Annotated in this window: 17 protein-coding genes; 3 read left to right on the top strand and 14 right to left on the bottom strand. The window is 42.1% G+C overall.

All coding sequences use genetic code 11. The features are described from left to right. Nucleotides 1–28: 28 nt before the first annotated feature. The 5 genes from P2W82_RS07170 to P2W82_RS07150 all read right to left on the bottom strand — a co-directional run bounded on the left by P2W82_RS07170 (nt 29) and on the right by P2W82_RS07150 (nt 5,665). Nucleotides 29–2,419 (bottom strand): GumC family protein, encoded by a 2,391-nt coding sequence (locus tag P2W82_RS07170; RefSeq protein ID WP_336515173.1) that lies wholly within the window; start codon nt 2,417–2,419, stop codon nt 29–31. Nucleotides 2,420–2,423: 4 nt separating this feature from the next. Further along, nucleotides 2,424–3,245, bottom strand: a complete 822-nt coding sequence (locus tag P2W82_RS07165; protein WP_336515172.1) for a polysaccharide biosynthesis/export family protein — start codon at nt 3,243–3,245, stop codon at nt 2,424–2,426. Nucleotides 3,246–3,252: 7 nt separating this feature from the next. Then, the gene (gene nusG / locus P2W82_RS07160; protein ID WP_336515171.1) at nt 3,253–3,765 is read right to left on the bottom strand and encodes a transcription termination/antitermination protein NusG; all 513 of its coding nucleotides are present in this window, start codon (nt 3,763–3,765) and stop codon (nt 3,253–3,255) included. Nucleotides 3,766–4,013: 248 nt separating this feature from the next. Further along, entirely contained in the window at nt 4,014–4,622 is a 609-nt protein-coding gene (locus P2W82_RS07155) for an acyltransferase (RefSeq protein ID WP_336515170.1), read from the bottom strand. Nucleotides 4,623–4,786: 164 nt separating this feature from the next. Then, nucleotides 4,787–5,665, bottom strand: coding sequence for an FkbM family methyltransferase (locus tag P2W82_RS07150; protein WP_336515169.1), 879 nt, complete (start codon nt 5,663–5,665; stop codon nt 4,787–4,789). 443 nt (nt 5,666–6,108) lie between these two features. Here P2W82_RS07150 and P2W82_RS07145 point away from each other — a divergent pair, with 443 nt between their 5' ends. Next, nucleotides 6,109–7,062, top strand: a complete 954-nt coding sequence (locus P2W82_RS07145; RefSeq protein WP_336515168.1) for an aldose 1-epimerase — start codon at nt 6,109–6,111, stop codon at nt 7,060–7,062. Nucleotides 7,063–7,069: 7 nt separating this feature from the next. Here the strand turns inward: P2W82_RS07145 and P2W82_RS07140 are convergent, their stop codons facing one another. Together P2W82_RS07140 and P2W82_RS07135 are read right to left on the bottom strand one after the other, a co-directional pair. Next, entirely contained in the window at nt 7,070–8,362 is a 1,293-nt protein-coding gene (locus P2W82_RS07140) for a Y-family DNA polymerase (RefSeq protein WP_336515167.1), read from the bottom strand. Nucleotides 8,363–8,370: 8 nt separating this feature from the next. After that, nucleotides 8,371–8,802, bottom strand: a complete 432-nt coding sequence (locus P2W82_RS07135; RefSeq protein WP_336515166.1) for a LexA family protein — start codon at nt 8,800–8,802, stop codon at nt 8,371–8,373. Between the two features lie 73 nt (nt 8,803–8,875). On the opposite strand from P2W82_RS07135, the gene P2W82_RS07130 reads away from it, so the two are divergent. Beyond that, nucleotides 8,876–9,502, top strand: coding sequence for a hypothetical protein (locus P2W82_RS07130; RefSeq protein WP_336515165.1), 627 nt, complete (start codon nt 8,876–8,878; stop codon nt 9,500–9,502). 46 nt (nt 9,503–9,548) lie between these two features. Here P2W82_RS07130 and P2W82_RS07125 read toward each other — a convergent pair whose 3' ends face one another. Continuing rightward, nucleotides 9,549–10,148 carry a superoxide dismutase gene (locus P2W82_RS07125; RefSeq protein ID WP_336515164.1) on the bottom strand — a complete coding sequence of 200 codons (600 nt, stop codon included), beginning with the start codon at nt 10,146–10,148 and terminating at the stop codon, nt 9,549–9,551. Nucleotides 10,149–10,341: 193 nt separating this feature from the next. Then, the gene (locus tag P2W82_RS07120) at nt 10,342–10,779 is read right to left on the bottom strand and encodes a nucleoside deaminase (RefSeq protein WP_336515163.1); all 438 of its coding nucleotides are present in this window, start codon (nt 10,777–10,779) and stop codon (nt 10,342–10,344) included. 96 nt (nt 10,780–10,875) lie between these two features. Here P2W82_RS07120 and P2W82_RS07115 point away from each other — a divergent pair, with 96 nt between their 5' ends. After that, nucleotides 10,876–11,673 (top strand): SOS response-associated peptidase, encoded by a 798-nt coding sequence (locus tag P2W82_RS07115; RefSeq protein WP_336515162.1) that lies wholly within the window; start codon nt 10,876–10,878, stop codon nt 11,671–11,673. Nucleotides 11,674–11,710: 37 nt separating this feature from the next. On the opposite strand, the gene P2W82_RS07110 is transcribed toward P2W82_RS07115, so the two are convergent. The 5 genes from P2W82_RS07110 to P2W82_RS07090 form a co-directional block, all read right to left on the bottom strand. After that, nucleotides 11,711–12,829 carry an acyltransferase family protein gene (locus tag P2W82_RS07110; protein WP_336515161.1) on the bottom strand — a complete coding sequence of 373 codons (1,119 nt, stop codon included), beginning with the start codon at nt 12,827–12,829 and terminating at the stop codon, nt 11,711–11,713. A gap of 108 nt (nt 12,830–12,937) precedes the next feature. Continuing rightward, nucleotides 12,938–13,756, bottom strand: coding sequence for a hypothetical protein (locus P2W82_RS07105; RefSeq protein WP_336515160.1), 819 nt, complete (start codon nt 13,754–13,756; stop codon nt 12,938–12,940). A 126-nt stretch (nt 13,757–13,882) separates the two neighbouring features. Beyond that, a complete protein-coding gene (locus P2W82_RS07100) occupies nt 13,883–15,025 on the bottom strand; it encodes a cystathionine gamma-synthase (RefSeq protein ID WP_336515159.1) in 1,143 nt (380 codons plus the stop codon). 60 nt (nt 15,026–15,085) lie between these two features. Beyond that, nucleotides 15,086–16,951 (bottom strand): asparagine synthase (glutamine-hydrolyzing), encoded by a 1,866-nt coding sequence (gene asnB / locus P2W82_RS07095; RefSeq protein WP_336515158.1) that lies wholly within the window; start codon nt 16,949–16,951, stop codon nt 15,086–15,088. Between the two features lie 60 nt (nt 16,952–17,011). Then, on the bottom strand, nt 17,012–17,581 hold the full coding sequence (locus tag P2W82_RS07090) for a DUF2911 domain-containing protein (protein ID WP_336515157.1): 570 nt from the start codon (nt 17,579–17,581) through the stop codon (nt 17,012–17,014). Nucleotides 17,582–17,586: the final 5 nt, after the last annotated feature.

Raw genomic sequence — 17,586 nt, 5'->3', positions numbered from 1 at the left:
ACTGCTTGACGTATAATGTTATAGATATTTAAGACTTATTCTTTGAAAAAATTTTCTTCAGCCAGTTCTTTTCAGTCAATTCTACTTCATAGTATCCTTCGCCATAGCCTTGTCCATATCCGCTTCCATATCCTGTATACGTCTGATAGTTTCCGTATCCGCCTTGTGCTGAAATATCATTGATGATCAACGACAAATTTGGTAATCGTTTCTGATGATATAACTCATCAATTAATTTCAGCTGTTTCTTAAACGTATAATTATGCCTGAGGATATATAAAGTTGCGTCAGCAAATTTGCCGAGTGTAATGGCATCACTCACGAGTCCTACAGGGGCTGTATCGATTATTACAACATCAAAAGCCTTTTTCAATTCTGCGAATAGCTCCTGCAATCTTTCGCTAAGCAGAAGCTCGGCGGGATTCGGCGGTATCGGACCGCATGGAATAATATAAAGGTTTTCAGTTTCAGGCACCGGGATAGGAAGATCCCGGAATTCAGCTTTACCAATTATGAAATTGGAAATACCTGTTGTTTGTTTGAGTTTTAAATTCTGTGAAATCTTTGGTTTTCGAATGTCAAATTCAAGTACAACAGTTTTCTTTCCTGTCAGTGCCATCACCGCACCCATATTAACACTGATAAAAGACTTTCCTTCTCCCGAAAACGAAGAAGTTACCAGTATAATGGGATTGGATGTTTTTGGCAGGAAGTATTGCGTGTTTGTTCGGATAATTCGGAACTGCTCAGCAATAAATTTGCGACTGTTCCTGCTCACCACCAGGGATTCCTTGTATTTCGAATGCCCGATCTCCCCCAGTATCGGCGCATCTGTACCTTTCTCTATATCTTCTCTTATTCGAACTTTATCATTAAGGAATTCGATGAGGAATATAATAGCTCCCGGTATTGCTATCCCTAACAAAAATGCAGTCAGATAAATTGTTTTTCGGTTGGGCTTCACCGGTACTCCGGATGACATTGCTGTTTCAATCACACTTGAGTTGGGGAGTGTCGATTTACTTCCGATAGAAGTTTCCAGTTTTTTCTGCAACAGGAAAGAAAACAACTCCTCATAAATCTTTTGTTGCCGCGTAATGTCGAGCAGCTGTTTTTCTTTTTGTGGAATGGTTGAAATCTCTGAATTATTTCTCAAATCCTGCCTTTGTAAATCCTTTTGAACATTCAACGCTGAAGTTCTGATCGACTGCAAATTTGAAAGGATGTCATTTCTTAGTTTAAGAATAGCTGTTTCTATGTTGATGACAGCAGGGTTTGACGCAAGTGTGGTTTTGAGTAACGTTTCCCGTTGTACCTGCAGCTTGTTATATTCACCAATCTGATATTGCAAAGTTGGCTCTTCAATACCCAGAGAACTTAAACCAGATTTATAAATATTCTTATTGTCCTGAACATAATTTATCAGGTATTCTAAAACTTTTAATCTTACGTTGTTTTCAGTGGCCTTGGTTTCGAACTCCGTTACTTTGCTGAATACAATGCCGGATTGCAACTCTGGGTTATAAATCCTGTTTTTCTCACGAAAACCCATCAACCTGCCTTCGACCTGGCTTAACCTGAGACGAACCGAATCAAGCTGGTCATTGATAAAATCAAGAGTGCCTTTCGCTGTCAATCTATTTTCTTCAAATCCTGCCTCACGATACTCTTCCATAAATTTGTTTACAACATCGACACCTGTTCGTGGATTTTGAGTTTCATAACTTAACGTCAGAATATTACTTGCGTCCACAGAGAGCCCGACTTTAAGAGCACCCAGCAATTCAATCGCTCTTTTTTCTTCAGGTTGCCAGTTTATAATAAGCGGGGGTCCAATATATGAGGCAATGGGAAAATCTTTCCTGTTAATTTTGAAAATACCGGCTGATACTTCAAAAGCCTTTCCGAAGTATACCGGTGACTTCAGGTCGCCAAAAGTAAATTGCTGATCGTCGAGAATCTGTATCTGGAGATTAAATCCTTTTGTTGAATCTTTCAGGTAAATAATTTCAAGTTCAACCGGGCACTGACTGCTGTGGATAATTGAAGATCTCACTTTTCCCTGCACATAATAAATTGTTTGCATGTGCAGGCTTTTTACAACACGGGATGCCATTTTCCGCGAGCGAATGATTTGAATTTCGTCGCTCAGGCTCCTTTCAGGTTGCATAAAGAAAATATCATCAAACTTGCCACCGCCTGATCCTCCAAACGCATTGGGATCTTTAATCAGAATATTGCCTGTTACATTATAAATTCGTGGAGAATATCTCAGGTTTAGAAATGCTATTGTAAGGGAAATCGCGAGAGACAATAATATCCATGGTAAGAAATGGAGATAGCGCATCAAAAACTCCCTTGGGGTAATTTTTGAATTTATTTTATTGTCCTGGAGTATATGTTCAATTCCGTTTTCCATATTGTTAGAATCGCAATGCTAAGTTTGCCAATAATGCAACAGTTGAAATAATACTTAGAGCGATAGTAAGATTTCTGAGGTTCTTCTGATCAATAACTGTTTCTTTTCTTGGGTCAGCGTCCACTATCAACACATCATTCTGTTTAAGAAAAAAGAAGGGAGAAGTTATAGCTGATGCCTGAGTAAGGTCCAATTTTGCATATTCCCTTTTTCCCTGGTCTTCACGCATAATCAATACATTATCTTTTCTGCCATAATCAGTAATTCCTCCAGCCAGCCCGATCGCTTCCAGTACGTTAGCCTGTTCATTGGCCATGGTAAATACACCCTGGCTATTTACTTCTCCAAGAACAGTAATCTTGAAACTTGTAAATCGTACAGCGCAGTAAGGGTTTAATAACGCCTGCAGACTTTTCAACTTGCTGGTAATGGTCGAATCAAGTTCTTTTTTTGTCAGTCCTTCAGCGTGAACCAGGCCTATGGCATGCAAACGTATATTGCCATCATTGTCTACGAGGTAAGTAGGGGTGGATGTGGTTATTGCGGAGGCTGTTCCAGACGACGCAGAAGCAGTTCCCGCCTGATTGAAAATTGCTGTCGCTTCAATATTGTCGCTGTAAATCACAATGGAAAGGATATCCCCCTTCTGAACAATCGGGTCCGGAATTACATATTTTGAATATGCAGAAGAATCGAGCTGGCCCTGCAGATAAGGGATAGGTTTAGATGTTTTACAGGCGCTAAAAAACAGGACACCAGATATGAGTAAAAGAGAACAGAATGAAGGAGAGACGCTATTTTTAAAAAACTGGATTTGCTTTATCATTTAGGAATCAGATCTTGGTTTTATGAACTGGGGCAAGGCTTTTCTTATCAAATCGGGCTACCAGTTTGTACCCCAGACTTTCCAGTACTACTTCGGCAGAATTCTGCATTACTTTTTGAATCATCCCCGTCTGCCCGATGAGTACTCCACGGTTCACCATCACTTCATCAAAAGGTTTCAGGTCGAGCGCAACAACTTCAACATCTTCGAATTCGGACATGAATTTTTTGATCTGCATGATTTCCTCATCCCGAATGCGGGCAGGCTTATTCTGCCAGTATACAAAATTCAGCACTCCATCAATGTATCTCACTTTCTGCAAATCTTCCTGGGCAACCTGTACAAACACGTACGATTTAAACAAAGGCTCCTCTATTACTTTCAGCCGGTCACTCCATTTCCTGCTCACTTTATTTAACGGGCAATAGCTTTCTATACTTTTTTGCTGAAGCAGTTTGAAAACTTTCTTCTCCCAACGTGGCTTTGTATAAACGGCATACCAGTATTTTTCTTTTTCCATCGGTTGAGTAATAAAGATGGCTTCGCCACCTCAGTCACATAATAGTAAGGTGACTGTCACTAAAAATGCTGCCATCTGTACGGCGCCTGAACATATCGATTCCTTTTTTAATCAGTTTAATGATAATTAGAAGGTAAATCAATAGGTTGAATCAGGCTAAAGCGCCGCAAATATAAAACTTAATACTACTTTGATTCCTATCTGATCGTAGATGAATTGATCTCTTCCAACCGGATAAAAAAATGATTTTACCGGTCATCCCTTACAAAGCCGAGGCTACTGGTAACTGCCGAAACTGCTTTATCCTTTAACTGATATCTGACCTGCTCGGTTTCGCACCAGGCAATATTTTCATTGTTAAACTGAAGCTTCTCTCCACTTTTACTCATCCATCCTTTTTGTCTTGCAGGGTTCCCGACCATCAGAGCATGAGATGGAACATCCCTCAATATCACCGTCCCCGCTCCGATAAATGCATACATCCCGATTTCAACACCACAAACAATCGTAGCGTTTGCACCAATAGAGGCACCTTTTCGAACACTCGTTAGTTTATACTCCGACTTCCTTTCAATAAAGCTTCGGGGATTGATCACATTCGTGAAAACCATGGAAGGGCCGAGGAAGACATCATCCTCAATAGAAACACCATTGTAAAGGGAAACATTATTCTGAATCTTCACCCTATCGCCCACAATTACATTATTATCGATAAATACATTCTGGCCGATATTGCAGTTTTCACCCACTTTTGCCCCCGGCATTAGGTGGCTGAAATGCCAGATCCTGGTGCCTTTTCCAATATGCGCACCACTATCCACCACAGAAGAAGGGTGGACATAATAGTCTGTTGTCATCAATTCTCTTTAATAGATTGGTTTCTAAAGCAGTACTATAACGGGCAAATTACACATTTTAGTGTTTAGTAAGATATTTAACTCCTGCACGAAGTGTTGATACTTAACATTTTTTGCTTTATTTCCACCACTTTTCGAAACGAAAAACGCTGCCTTTTTACTCATCAGATTGCCTGCCCGAGGATTTCTATCTTTTTCGCTGACTTTATTCTTTCTGTCACAAAAGGTAAGTCTTTGATATAGATAGTATTGAGATGACCGAATGTGTCCAGGGGAAAAAGGGTTCGGGCAAAAGGGTCATACCTGAATGGTTTGTAGCCATATCCCAATAATGTATCATGAATCTTTGATTCATCATAGCCGAAATTTGCTCCGGCGCCATTGAGTTCAATAATAATGGCTTTTAAAGATGGTTTTGATAACACTTCGCTTCCACCTGCGAGTACTTCCGTTTCATACCCTTCCACATCAATTTTCGCAAGGTGGGGATTTCTCTCCCCAATGAGGTGATTCAGCACACCAATCGGAACATCAATAGTTTTATCATCCCGGGTTTTTGCGACATGATTAATCGCATCAAAAGATGACGTAAAAGGAATGGTACCCTCAGAAGATCCAACGGCAACATTTAATGCGGTGACACGTGACTCCATTTTATTCAGACGCACATTTTCCTGCAGCAGCTTATAAGTAACGGGGACCGGTTCAAAGGAAATGGAATCCGCTTCACAATGTCCTGATGCGAGGATGGTGTAACTGCCCACATTCGCCCCGATATCCAGGAACAGGTCTCCACGTCTGAGGAAATGCAATAGAAAAGACATATCCTCGAAATCGTGAAGCCCGCAATAAATATTTCCGGTTACTCCTGCAAGGCCTTTCCTGGCGAAAATTTTTGCCTTTGGTGTGAACTGGTGAACGACAGGTGCAGTATTGAGCCGTGCCCGGATTTGCCATTTTACAAACCGGGTCAATGCACCCAATTTGTTATTCTTATTCAAAGGATGATTCAGGATAAATTGTAAGGTTCTCTTAAGGCCCATAGCCTGTATTGAATTTTGAGCTGCAAGAACGGCTAAAAAAATGAAATATGAATAGATCCGGTTATGAATGAATGAAAATTACCGTGTGCAAAAATTATCCGTATATCCGTATGAACACCCGGCTATAATTTTTTTAAATGATTTTGATTCTTTTAACAAACGTAAAGGACTGTGGCCTGTCATATGCATAGAGAAGACATATCCGAACCTTAAAATTTCGATTTATGTGGATCATTTTAGTAGGAATTTTCGCAGGACTGGTATACGAAGCATTTAGACAGCACAGAGAATTAAATGATTTCGTAAACAAACACAGCAAAGAACAGAAAGCAGGTATTGAATAATCCGGCCCGTTGCTTAATCGCCCGGACTATACTGTAATTAGTATAGCCTTCCTCTTATTTTGTTTTTTATGTTTCTCAAATATGGCTTAAGTTCAGGCCATGCGATTCTCCATTTCTCATCTTCATCGTAACGGCTGGGATAGCATCCATCTGATAGATTCTGAAGAACGATGTTATGCTGACATTGTTCCCGAAGCCGGTGCTATCCTAAACGGACTTGGATCTGACAACGGACAGAATTCATTGGGTGTTATTGCAGGCTATCAAAGTAAAAATGATTGGGAAACCTCTCGCCAGGAGTTTTACCGAAGTGCAAAACTGACCCCCTTTGTTTGCAGAATAGCCAATGGCAAATTCCACTGGCACGAGCAACAGTTTCAGCTGAAAACTAACCCATCTCACGGACATGCAATGCATGGCTTGGTCGCTCACGAACGTTTTTCCGTAATTGAAGAATCAGCCCATCCAGAATTCGCCGAAGTCACGCTCCTCAGATCCTATCATGGCACAGATCCCGGTTTCCCGTTTTCATTCGATTGTTTTGTGAGGTACAGGCTAAGTCCGTCAAAGGTGCTTTCTGTGCATACTGCTATCCATAACCGTTCTCCCGTCACGATACCGGTGGCTGACGGCTGGCATTGTTATTTCCGGTTGGGCGACAACGTAAATGCTCTCAGGCTGACTATCCGGTCCAAAGAAAAATTTGAATACAACGAGGATCTGGTACCTACCGGCCGGTTCATTGCCGACGATCGTTGGTATAACGGAAAAGAGATAGGTGACACTGTACTGGATAATTGCTATGTACCCGATGCTTTTGCTGGTCAACCTGTTTGTTCCTTAAAAAATCCCACTACCGGTCAAGAAGTGGAAGTGTATCCGGGCAAAGGATATCCGTTTCTCCAGGTGTATATTCCTCCCGACCGCGATTCTATTTCAATTGAGCCACTCAGCGCGCCACCGGATGTATTCAACAATAGTATAGGCCTGATTTCTCTTGATCCGGATCATACGGCAACCTTTGATGTTGAATACAAACTAAAACAGGTCTGATCGAATGTTACTTCACTTCAAAAAGCTCTTCCCATCGCGTGGTGTAACGGTTACTGCGGAGATCCTGGCGCATCCGCCAGTGCCTGGTGAGGCCTGTCGCGCCGTACCTGACCTTATCGCCACGCATACTGAAATTGACATTATCCATCACTTCCATCAGCTTATTTGCTTTAGGTGCGGAGATCTCTGAAAAAAGATTTGCCTGGACTGAATTCTCAGGTACGATTCCGCCAAGGATCACTCCCGCTTTCAGGTATTTTACGCCCTCGCGGAAAAGTTCGTCCACCAGCGGCATTGCATAACCGATAAGTTCATGTGTAACCGAACTCGGACTTGGCAGGTTAAAATAACGATGGTCAGTCTTTGGATGATACTCGTACAATTGGTCATCTGATCCATTCGTTACCACGAAAATGTCTATTGATGACGCAGCTGAATGCTGACGCCGCAACTTTTCAGCTGCGCGCGCAGTATAAGTCGCCACAGCTTCTTTTAAGGGCTGGAGGGTTTGCACACGCGCACCAAACATTCTGGTAGTCGCGATCATCTTTTTCTTCTCCAGTGGATCCTTCATTTCCAGCGCAGGCTCGCCACCCAGTTCCCTTAAAAGACGCACACCAACTACTCCTCCCAATTGTTTTCTTGCCCACTCTTCCGGTACATGTCGCAATTGCCAGGCGGTAGTTATTCCAAACTCCTCTTTTAGTTTTGTTGCATAACGACCACCAATACCCCAGATACTTTCAACATATGTCGATTCGAGTGCGTCACGGATTTCTTTTTCCGTCTTTAAAATCAGTACACCTCTGCTGCTTCCGGGATTTTTCTTCGCAAGTCTGTTAGCCGTCTTGCTGAGCACTTTGGTGGGCCCAATGCCGACGGACACACGAATACCTGTCCACTGTTCAACAACTGTTTTTAACCGGTGTGCATATTCATTCAGAGAAGTATCGGGAATATGATCGAGGCGGATGAAAGCTTCATCTACCGAATACACTTCCACACGATCTTCAACACCTTCATTGACAATAAACCGTAAGGTGTCCATCACTCTTCGGCTCATATCTCCATAGAGATAATAATTGGAAGAAAATACGGCGACACCTGCCTTTTCGATCTGCGTTTTATATTGATAATAAGGCACCGCCATCCCGATTCCTGCAACCTTGGCTTCGTCCGTGCGCGAAATGATACAACCATCATTATTGCTTAATACAACAACCGGTTTGGTTTGCAGGTCCGGCCGAAAAACCCGTTCGCAGGAGCAATAAAAACTATTACAATCGACTATGGCGTACATATAAAGTATCAAAGGCGATGAATAACATAAGTGACAACACCCCACACCGTAAAATCGGCGAAAGGGTCAACTTCGATGGGGGCAAGATTTTTTGTTTCGGGTAAGAGCCTGATTTTATTAAATGATTTTTCAAATCGCCGTATCAGCATTTCTCCGTCGAGAGCAGCAATAATCACCTGGCCCGAATGTGGGGTAATGCTTCTGTCAACAATGACAACATCACCTGCAAATATTCCGGCGCCCGTCATCGCGTCACCTGACACACGCATAAAAAAAGTTGCCGGTTTATTCCTTATTAATTGCTCATTCAGATCGATATCTTTTTCGGCATAGTCGTCGGCAGCGGCGCCAAAACCTGTTGCATTTGCTGTGTGAACCTGCTGCTGCCTGAATGTTTTCGTGCCTGAAAAGGCTGCACTGTAAATGATTTCTCCATTCATAAAAAACAAATTTTGAAAATGCTAATTTCTTTAGTAAATTTATACTAAATAATTGATCAGGTAAACTTTTTCTATGGTAAATCTGTCTAAAAAATTACAGGTAGATCCGATTACCGGAGTACCTGCCAGCTTCCGTCTGTTGCCTTCTATCGCTTTATACTCTGCTTATAAACTGGTGATATTTCCTGAAGGAGATGGCGGCGCAAGGATCAGGGATCTGGCAAAGTCAATTAAGGGAAATAGTCCTTCCGGAATGAACATACTCGCTCGCCCCTATATCGAGGTTGCGTCTTTTGAAGGTCGCGAATTGATGGAAGATACTTTGATCCGGTGGATACAAAGAGTATGCAACAGTCATAACCGATTCGATCTGCAGTTGAACAATTTCGGTTCGCATCCGAATCATCCACTCTACCTGCGCGTGATGAATCCCGAACCGGTGACGAAACTGATTAATAGCATGCAGGTGATTGAAAATTATATAGTGACTAACGGTTCCGGATACCTCAAATGGACAAAAAAGCCGGTTTGCTTTTTAACGAATGGAGAATCCCGTCGGGAATGGACTGACTTCATCCGCCAACAGTTGTCAGAAGATTTTTTTGATTCTTTTACTGTCTACAACCTGGTGTTGATAAAACTGACGGGAGCTGGTGATGCATCAGAAGAAATCGTAAATGTGTTTCCGTTGTATCCATAAACAAAGCCGCAGCAATAATGCTACGGCTCTGTCAGTCCTGGTTAGACTATTTTGAAAAACGTTCATTAACTTTTTTCCAGTTCACTACGTTCCAGAGGGCTGCCAGATAATCCGCACGTTTGTTCTGATATTTCAAATAGTAAGCATGCTCCCATACATCTGCGCCGAGAATCGGTGTTCCTTTTACTTCAGCAACATCCATCAGTGGGTTATCCTGGTTTGGTGTTGAAGTCACTTCAAGTTTTCCATCCTTTAAAATGAGCCATGCCCAACCACTTCCGAAACGGGTCATGCCTGCATTATTAAATTTTTCTTTAAAAGCATCGAAAGAACCAAAATCTTTCACGATTGCATCCACAACAGCACCCGAAGGAGCAGCACCTGTTGGCGCAGTGAGTGAATCCCAGAAAAATGTGTGGTTCCAGTGACCGCCACCGTTATTGCGTACTGCAGGAGAAATAGTACCCGCAACCGCAATCAGCTCTTCGAGTGATTTATTTTCATTTGGCGTTCCGGCGATGGCCTTGTTCAAATTGTCAACATAAGCCTGGTGGTGTTTATCATGATGGATCTTCATCGTCTCAGTGTCGATATGCGGTTCCAGCGCTTCATATGCATAAGGCAGTGGTGCTAATGTAAATGGCATAAAATAAAATTTATCAGTTGATGAATTACTAAATAACAGTCAGCAAAATTAATGTCAGAAATGATAAGATCGCCAATAAATAATGATTAAGTTCCATTGGTAAGCAATAACCTGGGAATCGGTTACGCTGCCATTGCCGGTGTTTGACTATCAAAATCGAACTGTGTAAATAAATCCGCAGGAAATAAGAACATCAGCGACGTGCTTTAAAAAATGCTTTCATCAGTTCACTGCACTCATCTGCCAGTACACCCTTCCTTACTGACGCTTTCGGATGAAAAGGGCTATTCATTCCCGTTACCCTTGCAAAACCATTTTTCTCATCATCTGCGCCCCATACTATACCCGAAATCTTACTCCAGTACATTGCGCCAGCGCACATCAGGCAGGGTTCAACAGTGATATATACTGTTGCTTCAGGTAGGTATTTTGCACCAAGGGAATTAAATGCCGAAGTAAGCGCAATCATTTCGGCATGAGCAGTGGTATCCTGCAGTTTTTCTACCATATTTGAGCCCCTGGCAATGATTTGTTCACCGATAACTACAATTGCGCCAATCGGCACCTCACCGGCTTCCATAGCCTTCATCGCTTCTTTAAGCGCTATTCGCATAAAATACTCGTCGTTCATAGCGGAAATATATACGAATATAGCTCTAACAGCAGGCAAAACATTTTCAATGCCGCCTTTTGATTTGGTACCTTAGTATGATATAAACGGGTTCAGATGTGTTTCTATAATGGGATAATTGTAAAACGTGCCGAGCATATCAGGCTGAATAAAATTGAAAAAGAAATTCTGCAGTATGATATTCAGCTGAAAATTCCAATGCAAAGCGGTTTTGCATTTGGTAACTGGCCAGTTATAAAATTGAAGGAAGGTGGTGGTGACTTTGAATTGGTGATGATGCACTGGGAGCTGATTCCGTTTTACCTTAAAACACAATCAGAGCTTGAACATTTTCGGAAAGGCGGGTTGAATCCAAAAACGGGAAAAATAGATCCGCCAAGAAACACATTGAATGCCATTGGTGAAGAAGTGCTTGACAAAGTCACCTACAAACAGGCTGTTCTGAAAAGAAGATGTCTTGTACTTTCTTCCGGATTTTATGAGTGGCGGCATTATAAAAGTCCGGGAGCAAAAAAAGAAAGTACTTATCCTTACCGCATTACGCTGAAGGATAAAGAGTATTTTTTTATGGCAGGAATCTGGCAGCCGTGGACGGACCAGGAATCAGGTGAGATGATCAATAGTTTTGCCATTCTGACTACGGCCGCGAATCCTTTGATGGAGCAGATCCATAACAAAAAGAAAAGGATGCCAGTTATCCTGCCGGATGAACTTGCATGGCAGTGGATACAGGAAGGCCTAACCGAAAATCAGATCAGGGAACTGGCCAGATATCAGCTTCCGGAATCAGCAATGGAAGCATATACGATAGCGAAAGATTTCAGAGAGAGTGAAGACCCGACAGCACCTTATTCATATCCGGAACTTTCCCAGCCGCAACAGAGCCTGTTTTGAATCTCACAATCATCATGGTAAACCCAACCTGTAAAATTCAGACCCTGATATAAATCTTTTTCCTATCCATCCACCATCCTGCTACCCAACAGGTAAGCATAACCGCAAGAGCGAAGAACAACGCACCCCAGGCTCCCGGTGCTATTTTCTGGAAGAAATTTTTGTTGACCAGCTGATACCATGATCTGCCATCCTTATTGGTAAATGTGTATAAAAGAATTGCAATCAGTTCGGAAAGGATATAGATCGCCAATGGGTTCTTACCAAACACTTCAAAAAATCCTGTCCATTTTTTTCTGTTCCTGATCTCGATAATATAAATCAAGGTCCCAAGTATCAGAAGATCAAGTCCGCAGGTATAAAATACAAAAGGGCTGGTCCAAAGCTTTTTATTGATGGGGAAAAGCAAGTGCCAGAAATAAGCAATCGCTACCATCGAGGCACCCGTGATCATCAGACGACTGACAGTAAAATCAGTGTTGCCATGTTTCCGGATAAACACACCCGCATAATAGCCGATGATCACGTTTACAACAGAAGGTATTGTGCTTAATATCCCTTCCGGATCAAATGCAATTCCCTCACCATGATACATATGTGCATCTCCGAGAATCAATTTGTCAAGTTTCAGCCCTGCATTTCCAGTAAGTGTGTAGTCACCCCAGGCAGCCATAATCACCCAATAGCCAAGCAGGAAAAGAATGCTCAATCCCCAAACCGCGCGGGTGGAAAGAAACCTGATCATCAACGAAGCAATCAAATAGCAGATACCAATTCTCTGTAATACACCCAAAATTCTTGTATGACTGATTGGTTTTACATGCCAGCCTTCTTTTGAATGAGCAACGAAAGGAAACCAATATATCAGGTAACCAAGAAGGAAAATTATACATGCCCTTTTGGTAAATTTCCAGATCGCCTGGCTATTACTCATCATTTCAGACTTGCCCATAGAAAATGCCATTGCATTTCCCACGACAAAAAGAAATGTAGGGAAAACGAGGTCTGTCGGCGTAAATCCATGCCAGGTCGCATGTTCCAGTGGACTGAAAGGCGCTGCCCCGGAACCCTGGGTATTTACGATAATCATGAAACAAACAGTAAGACCGCGCAGTACGTCGAGCGCGAGGAAACGTGGAGCAGAAGACTTTCTCATGCAATCAGGATTACTGCAATATAATTAAAGCTGGTATTCGCAGCAATCTTAAATGCAGATGATCCCGGTGAAACATCCAGACACCGGGACCATCCTGCATACTCCTGATCAGAAATGAATTCCTTCGATTTTGATCGAATGTACCAACCACTCTTCCGCATCATTTTGGGTAAAATCGACCTGCCAGCTACCTCTTGCGATAAAGCAATGATTGCCCGTGCAAAGACCGGTTTCGTGGTAACCTTTTACAGTACAGTGGTTTCCTGCGAGGTAAGTTTTTTTTACGTCCAGTTGAATACTGTTGATTGATCTGAATTTCCTTCTGAACCTGGCAATCTGGTCGAAGAAAATTTCCCGGCCTGTTTCCGGCTCCTCATTCAGACTGATAAATCTGTCGATAGGGATAGCCTGAAAATCATTTTTTTCTCCGATAATTCGAAGCAGGCATTCATTCAAAGCAATTTGTTCATTTTCATAGTGGGGATCAGGATGAAATTCGTCATACACCAGGCAAAACATGCCGGGACTGGGATGATCATACAACGTTAGTTGCGGCAACTCCTCAGTCATAAAACGATACAAATCTGCAGGAGTTACATTAGGACTCATCACAGAGAAATAAATCCCGTTCTCCATCAGGAGTTCCTGCAGGTTTTCTATCGCTTCGGGAATCTGAGCTTCATACAACTGGTGGAGTTTTGGAATATTTTCCGGGCAACCGATCTTCTCCCATATCGTTATCTCCCGGGCTGTTTTCCAGTTGTTTTCAAATTCCCTGATGTGTTGCAAAAACTGATGTTCTATTTCAGGATCCAGTTCGGGTGCACCAGCAGGAGTATAGAATTCGGCACCATACTCCAACATCATTTTCATCTTGAGGATATCATTCTCGGTACGGAGTTCGTCAGGTGAAAAATGGGAAGGCATAGAAATATGATTTCTATAAATATCACAACCTTCGAGGCTAAAACCCGGTGTAATCGGCGGTTGAAACGAGAGATTTTTCTTCCAACTAATGTTGAAAAAACGCAGTCAATCTTTTAGCTGAAGAATTTATTTCCCTAAAGCATTGGAAAGATCTTCAATCAGATCATCTGGATCTTCAATACCAACGCTTAACCTGATTAATGAATCTCTTAATCCATTCTTTATCCTTTCCTCACGCGGAATAGAAGCATGAGTCATTGTAGCGGGATGATTGATAAGGGATTCAACACCGCCGAGACTTTCCGCAAGAGAAAATAATTTTGTTGATGACAGTAATTTTTTTGTTTCAGCGATATCTTCAACTTTTAATTCAAAGCTGATCATTCCGCCAAAATCCCTCATCTGCTTTCTGGCAATTGTATAATTGGGATGATCACTGAATCCTGGCCAGTACACCTTTTTTACCTTGCTGTGATTACTCAGAAATTCTGCAATTCGTTTCCCGTTTTCACAATGCTGTTTCATGCGAACGCCAAGTGTTTTGATTCCTCGCAGAACAAGAAAACAATCCATCGGACCAGGTACAGCACCGCAGCTTTTCTGCAGAAAGTAAAGCTGCTCTCTTAACTTTTCGTCTTTCATCACCAATGCACCCTGGATCACATCACTATGTCCGCCTAAATATTTTGTAGAAGAATGCATCACCAGGTCAGCGCCGAAATCAAGTGGATTCTGCAAAAAAGGAGATGCAAAAGTATTATCCACGCACAGCAATGCATTGTTGCTTTTGGCAATCGTCGCAACAGCAGCAATATCTGTAATATTCATCAACGGGTTTGTTGGTGTTTCAACCCAGATCAATTTCGTTTTAGCACTTACAAACTTATTTATGTTTTCCACATGCGTCATATCGACATAATGGAACTTAATTCCAAACTTTTCAAAGACTTTTGTAAACAATCTATAGCTACCACCATACAAGTCATTTGAAGCAATTACTTCATCTCCCGGGGATAATAATTTTATTACGGCATCGGTTGCAGCTACTCCACTTGAAAATGCAAGTCCGAATTTTCCATTTTCAATTATCGCAAGGGCTTCTTCCAGTGCGAATCTGGTAGGGTTCTGTGAACGCGCATATTCAAACCCCTTGTTTTTGCCTGGTGCCTCCTGCACAAAGGTGGATGTCTGGTATATCGGAGTCATAATCGCTCCTGTGGAAGGATCAGGGTGAGAACCGGCGTGAATATATTTTGTAGCTGCTTTCATTTTTTATAATTGAGTGCTCAAAGTTAGTTAACCACAACTATGCGGCAAGAGCTGTCCGGATCAATATTTATAGATAATACCTGCCATCCAATAACGCCAATCCTGGTTGTCCTGTTCGAAAGCCGACCTGGGAACGATTGGCTTTTTGAGAACTTTCGCTGAAAGTATTTTACGTTCGACCAGTATTTCGCGGGACGAGCTTATCATTTTTTGTACTTCAGGGTCTTGCATCCATTTTTTCTGTGGAGTTTCAAAACCGGTTTTACCTTTTCTCCAGGTAATATTTTCAGGTAGCCGATCACGATAGGTGTTCCGCAATATCCATTTTGTAAAGCCATTCCTCATTTTAAAAGCCGAAGGAAGAGAAAAAATGTATTGCACAAGATCATGATTGAGATACGGCAATCTTACTTCTCTTCCCCATGCCATTGAATTTCGGTCGGCATAATGCAGTAGTTCCTGCAACGGCCCCTGCATAGTATCGAAGTACAAAATGTCATTCAGTTTTCCAATAAATGGTTTTCCGATCAGGGTTCTTTCATAGTTAGCTTCCAGAAACCCGGGAGCAAAGTCCGTAGCGTACTTCTGTTTTTTTGCTACCCTGCGCTCCAGCATATAACTGGCAATTCCTGGCATTTTTGCTGCAACATAATTCCTGTATCCCCATTCAGGCAGAAATCCGTTTTCAGCTAAAGCAGCAGATTCTTTTTTTGCATTTGCAAACTGATTCTTTGCAATCAGTGCCTGGAGAAACCATTTTGAATACCGATCATATCCGGAGAAGACTTCATCCGCACCCTGGCCATCCAGCAGAACTGTTATGCCATTTTCCATTGCCAGCCGATAAACCATAAACTGTGCAAATGCGCTTGACGACCCTACAGGTTCTTCCTGGTGATACATCATTTTCTCTATTCCATTGACCAGATCAACGGATGTTGGAGTAACTGTTGCTGATCTGAGATGAAATTCTGATGCGACTTCTTTTATATATTCTCTTTCATCTTTTTCAAAACCGGGAAAGACAGCACTAAAACTGTTATGACTAAACCTTGTATCCTGCGAGTCTGCGCATAGTGCTGCAATGATGGAACTATCGAGCCCGCCGCTGAGACTTGTGCCTAATGAAACATCACTTCTCAGTCTGCGGTTAATGCTTGTCGTAAGTAAATGTTGCAACTGCTCAGCGGCTTGCTTAACACTTGTTTCGACTATCGTTTCTTTATCAAGATCCCAGTACTGCTCAAAAATGGGTATTATCGAATCAGCATTCAATTCAAAACAGCCGGCAGGAACAAGTTGAAAAATCTGTTTATAAAATGTTCGTTCCGGTTGCCACACAATTTTGGCAACTCCCGTAGTCAGATATTGCAGTAGTACCTGCTGATCCGGTTCCCGTTGAACACCTGCGGCCCACAATGCTTTCATTTCAGAAGCAAAAATCAATTCCTGGTGTTCCTGGTCAATGTGGTAATAGAAAGGCTTTTCACCAAACCTGTCTCTCGCACAGAAGAGCTTGTTTTCCAGATTATCCCAGATGGCAAATGCAAACATTCCATCAAAATGATCAACACAGTTTTTTCCAAAGTAGTGGTATGCTGCGGCAATAACTTCAGTGTCGCTATTGGTAAAAAAGTTCAGGCCTTTTGACTGGAGTGCGGATCGGACCTCTATGTAATTGTATATTTCGCCATTGTGAATAATAGTGTACCTGTCGAGATACTGCATTGGCTGTATGCCTGCACTACTTCGATCAATTATTGCCAGCCGACGATGAAGAAATCCAGTTTCAAAAGGACCAGACGAAAATCGCCTGGTGTACTCCCCATCTGGTCCACGATGCTGAAGAGCTTTGCCCATGGCTTGCAAACGATCATGTTGTACACGACCAGGTTTCAATGAAATGATACCTGCAATTCCGCACATGATTATTGATTTTCTTAGTTAAAAGTATGGCGGAATATGTTGAAGCCTTGTTTATTGATATTAAAATACAAAAGGAATGGCCACTTTATAATGATCCCAGTAAACATTTAAAAGTACAGATGTACTGTTAGATCCTTTTTCAAAATACATGGAAAAATCCTCTGCTGCCTGTGTTTGCACTTCAGCGCTAACATCGATTCTTGCAACATCTTTTGATGCATCATACTTGAACGCCCCCCAGGTATCGGTTTCTTTATTGACAATGATTGTCCATTTGCCTGTGCTGGGAATTGCATAAAGTGAATACCTGCCTTTTTTAATTTTAGCATTCCCCAGCTTACAGTCTTTGAACAGTTCCAGCTCGGTAGCTTCATTGGCACCAAGACGCCAGATCTCTCCAAAATCAATCAGATCACCAAATACTTCGCGGCCATTTTTCTGTGGTCGACTATATATTACCCTGGCCAGCAATGGTTCAACAGCCTTATCCTGGATTTTCAGGATCGGATAGTTGGGAGGATAATAAGACATATCCATCGGCGATTTATCAACCGGTGGTAGCTTTCCATTCTGGGCCTGGAGTGTCATGGTGGTCAGGCAAAAAATCGATGCAACAATCAGGATTTTCATTTGTA

The sequence above is a fragment of the Pollutibacter soli genome, from assembly GCA_029269725.1.
GTDB lineage: Bacteria > Bacteroidota > Bacteroidia > Chitinophagales > Chitinophagaceae > Pollutibacter > Pollutibacter soli.
The sequence above is the reverse complement of the archived record's forward strand: the minus strand, read 5'-3'. Positions and strand labels throughout refer to the sequence as shown.

What these genes read in the sequence shown, in the direction of transcription:
- P2W82_RS07170 (WP_336515173.1), bottom strand. Translation starts at nt 2,419, where the DNA reads ATGGAAAACGGAATTGAACATATACTCCAGGACAATAAAATAAATTCA.
- P2W82_RS07165 (WP_336515172.1), bottom strand. Translation starts at nt 3,245, where the DNA reads ATGATAAAGCAAATCCAGTTTTTTAAAAATAGCGTCTCTCCTTCATTC.
- nusG (WP_336515171.1), bottom strand. Translation starts at nt 3,765, where the DNA reads ATGGAAAAAGAAAAATACTGGTATGCCGTTTATACAAAGCCACGTTGG.
- P2W82_RS07155 (WP_336515170.1), bottom strand. Translation starts at nt 4,622, where the DNA reads ATGACAACAGACTATTATGTCCACCCTTCTTCTGTGGTGGATAGTGGT.
- P2W82_RS07150 (WP_336515169.1), bottom strand. Translation starts at nt 5,665, where the DNA reads ATGGGCCTTAAGAGAACCTTACAATTTATCCTGAATCATCCTTTGAAT.
- P2W82_RS07145 (WP_336515168.1), top strand. Translation starts at nt 6,109, where the DNA reads ATGCGATTCTCCATTTCTCATCTTCATCGTAACGGCTGGGATAGCATC.
- P2W82_RS07140 (WP_336515167.1), bottom strand. Translation starts at nt 8,362, where the DNA reads ATGTACGCCATAGTCGATTGTAATAGTTTTTATTGCTCCTGCGAACGG.
- P2W82_RS07135 (WP_336515166.1), bottom strand. Translation starts at nt 8,802, where the DNA reads ATGAATGGAGAAATCATTTACAGTGCAGCCTTTTCAGGCACGAAAACA.
- P2W82_RS07130 (WP_336515165.1), top strand. Translation starts at nt 8,876, where the DNA reads ATGGTAAATCTGTCTAAAAAATTACAGGTAGATCCGATTACCGGAGTA.
- P2W82_RS07125 (WP_336515164.1), bottom strand. Translation starts at nt 10,148, where the DNA reads ATGCCATTTACATTAGCACCACTGCCTTATGCATATGAAGCGCTGGAA.
- P2W82_RS07120 (WP_336515163.1), bottom strand. Translation starts at nt 10,779, where the DNA reads ATGAACGACGAGTATTTTATGCGAATAGCGCTTAAAGAAGCGATGAAG.
- P2W82_RS07115 (WP_336515162.1), top strand. Translation starts at nt 10,876, where the DNA reads ATGTGTTTCTATAATGGGATAATTGTAAAACGTGCCGAGCATATCAGG.
- P2W82_RS07110 (WP_336515161.1), bottom strand. Translation starts at nt 12,829, where the DNA reads ATGAGAAAGTCTTCTGCTCCACGTTTCCTCGCGCTCGACGTACTGCGC.
- P2W82_RS07105 (WP_336515160.1), bottom strand. Translation starts at nt 13,756, where the DNA reads ATGCCTTCCCATTTTTCACCTGACGAACTCCGTACCGAGAATGATATC.
- P2W82_RS07100 (WP_336515159.1), bottom strand. Translation starts at nt 15,025, where the DNA reads ATGAAAGCAGCTACAAAATATATTCACGCCGGTTCTCACCCTGATCCT.
- asnB (WP_336515158.1), bottom strand. Translation starts at nt 16,951, where the DNA reads ATGTGCGGAATTGCAGGTATCATTTCATTGAAACCTGGTCGTGTACAA.
- P2W82_RS07090 (WP_336515157.1), bottom strand. Translation starts at nt 17,581, where the DNA reads ATGAAAATCCTGATTGTTGCATCGATTTTTTGCCTGACCACCATGACA.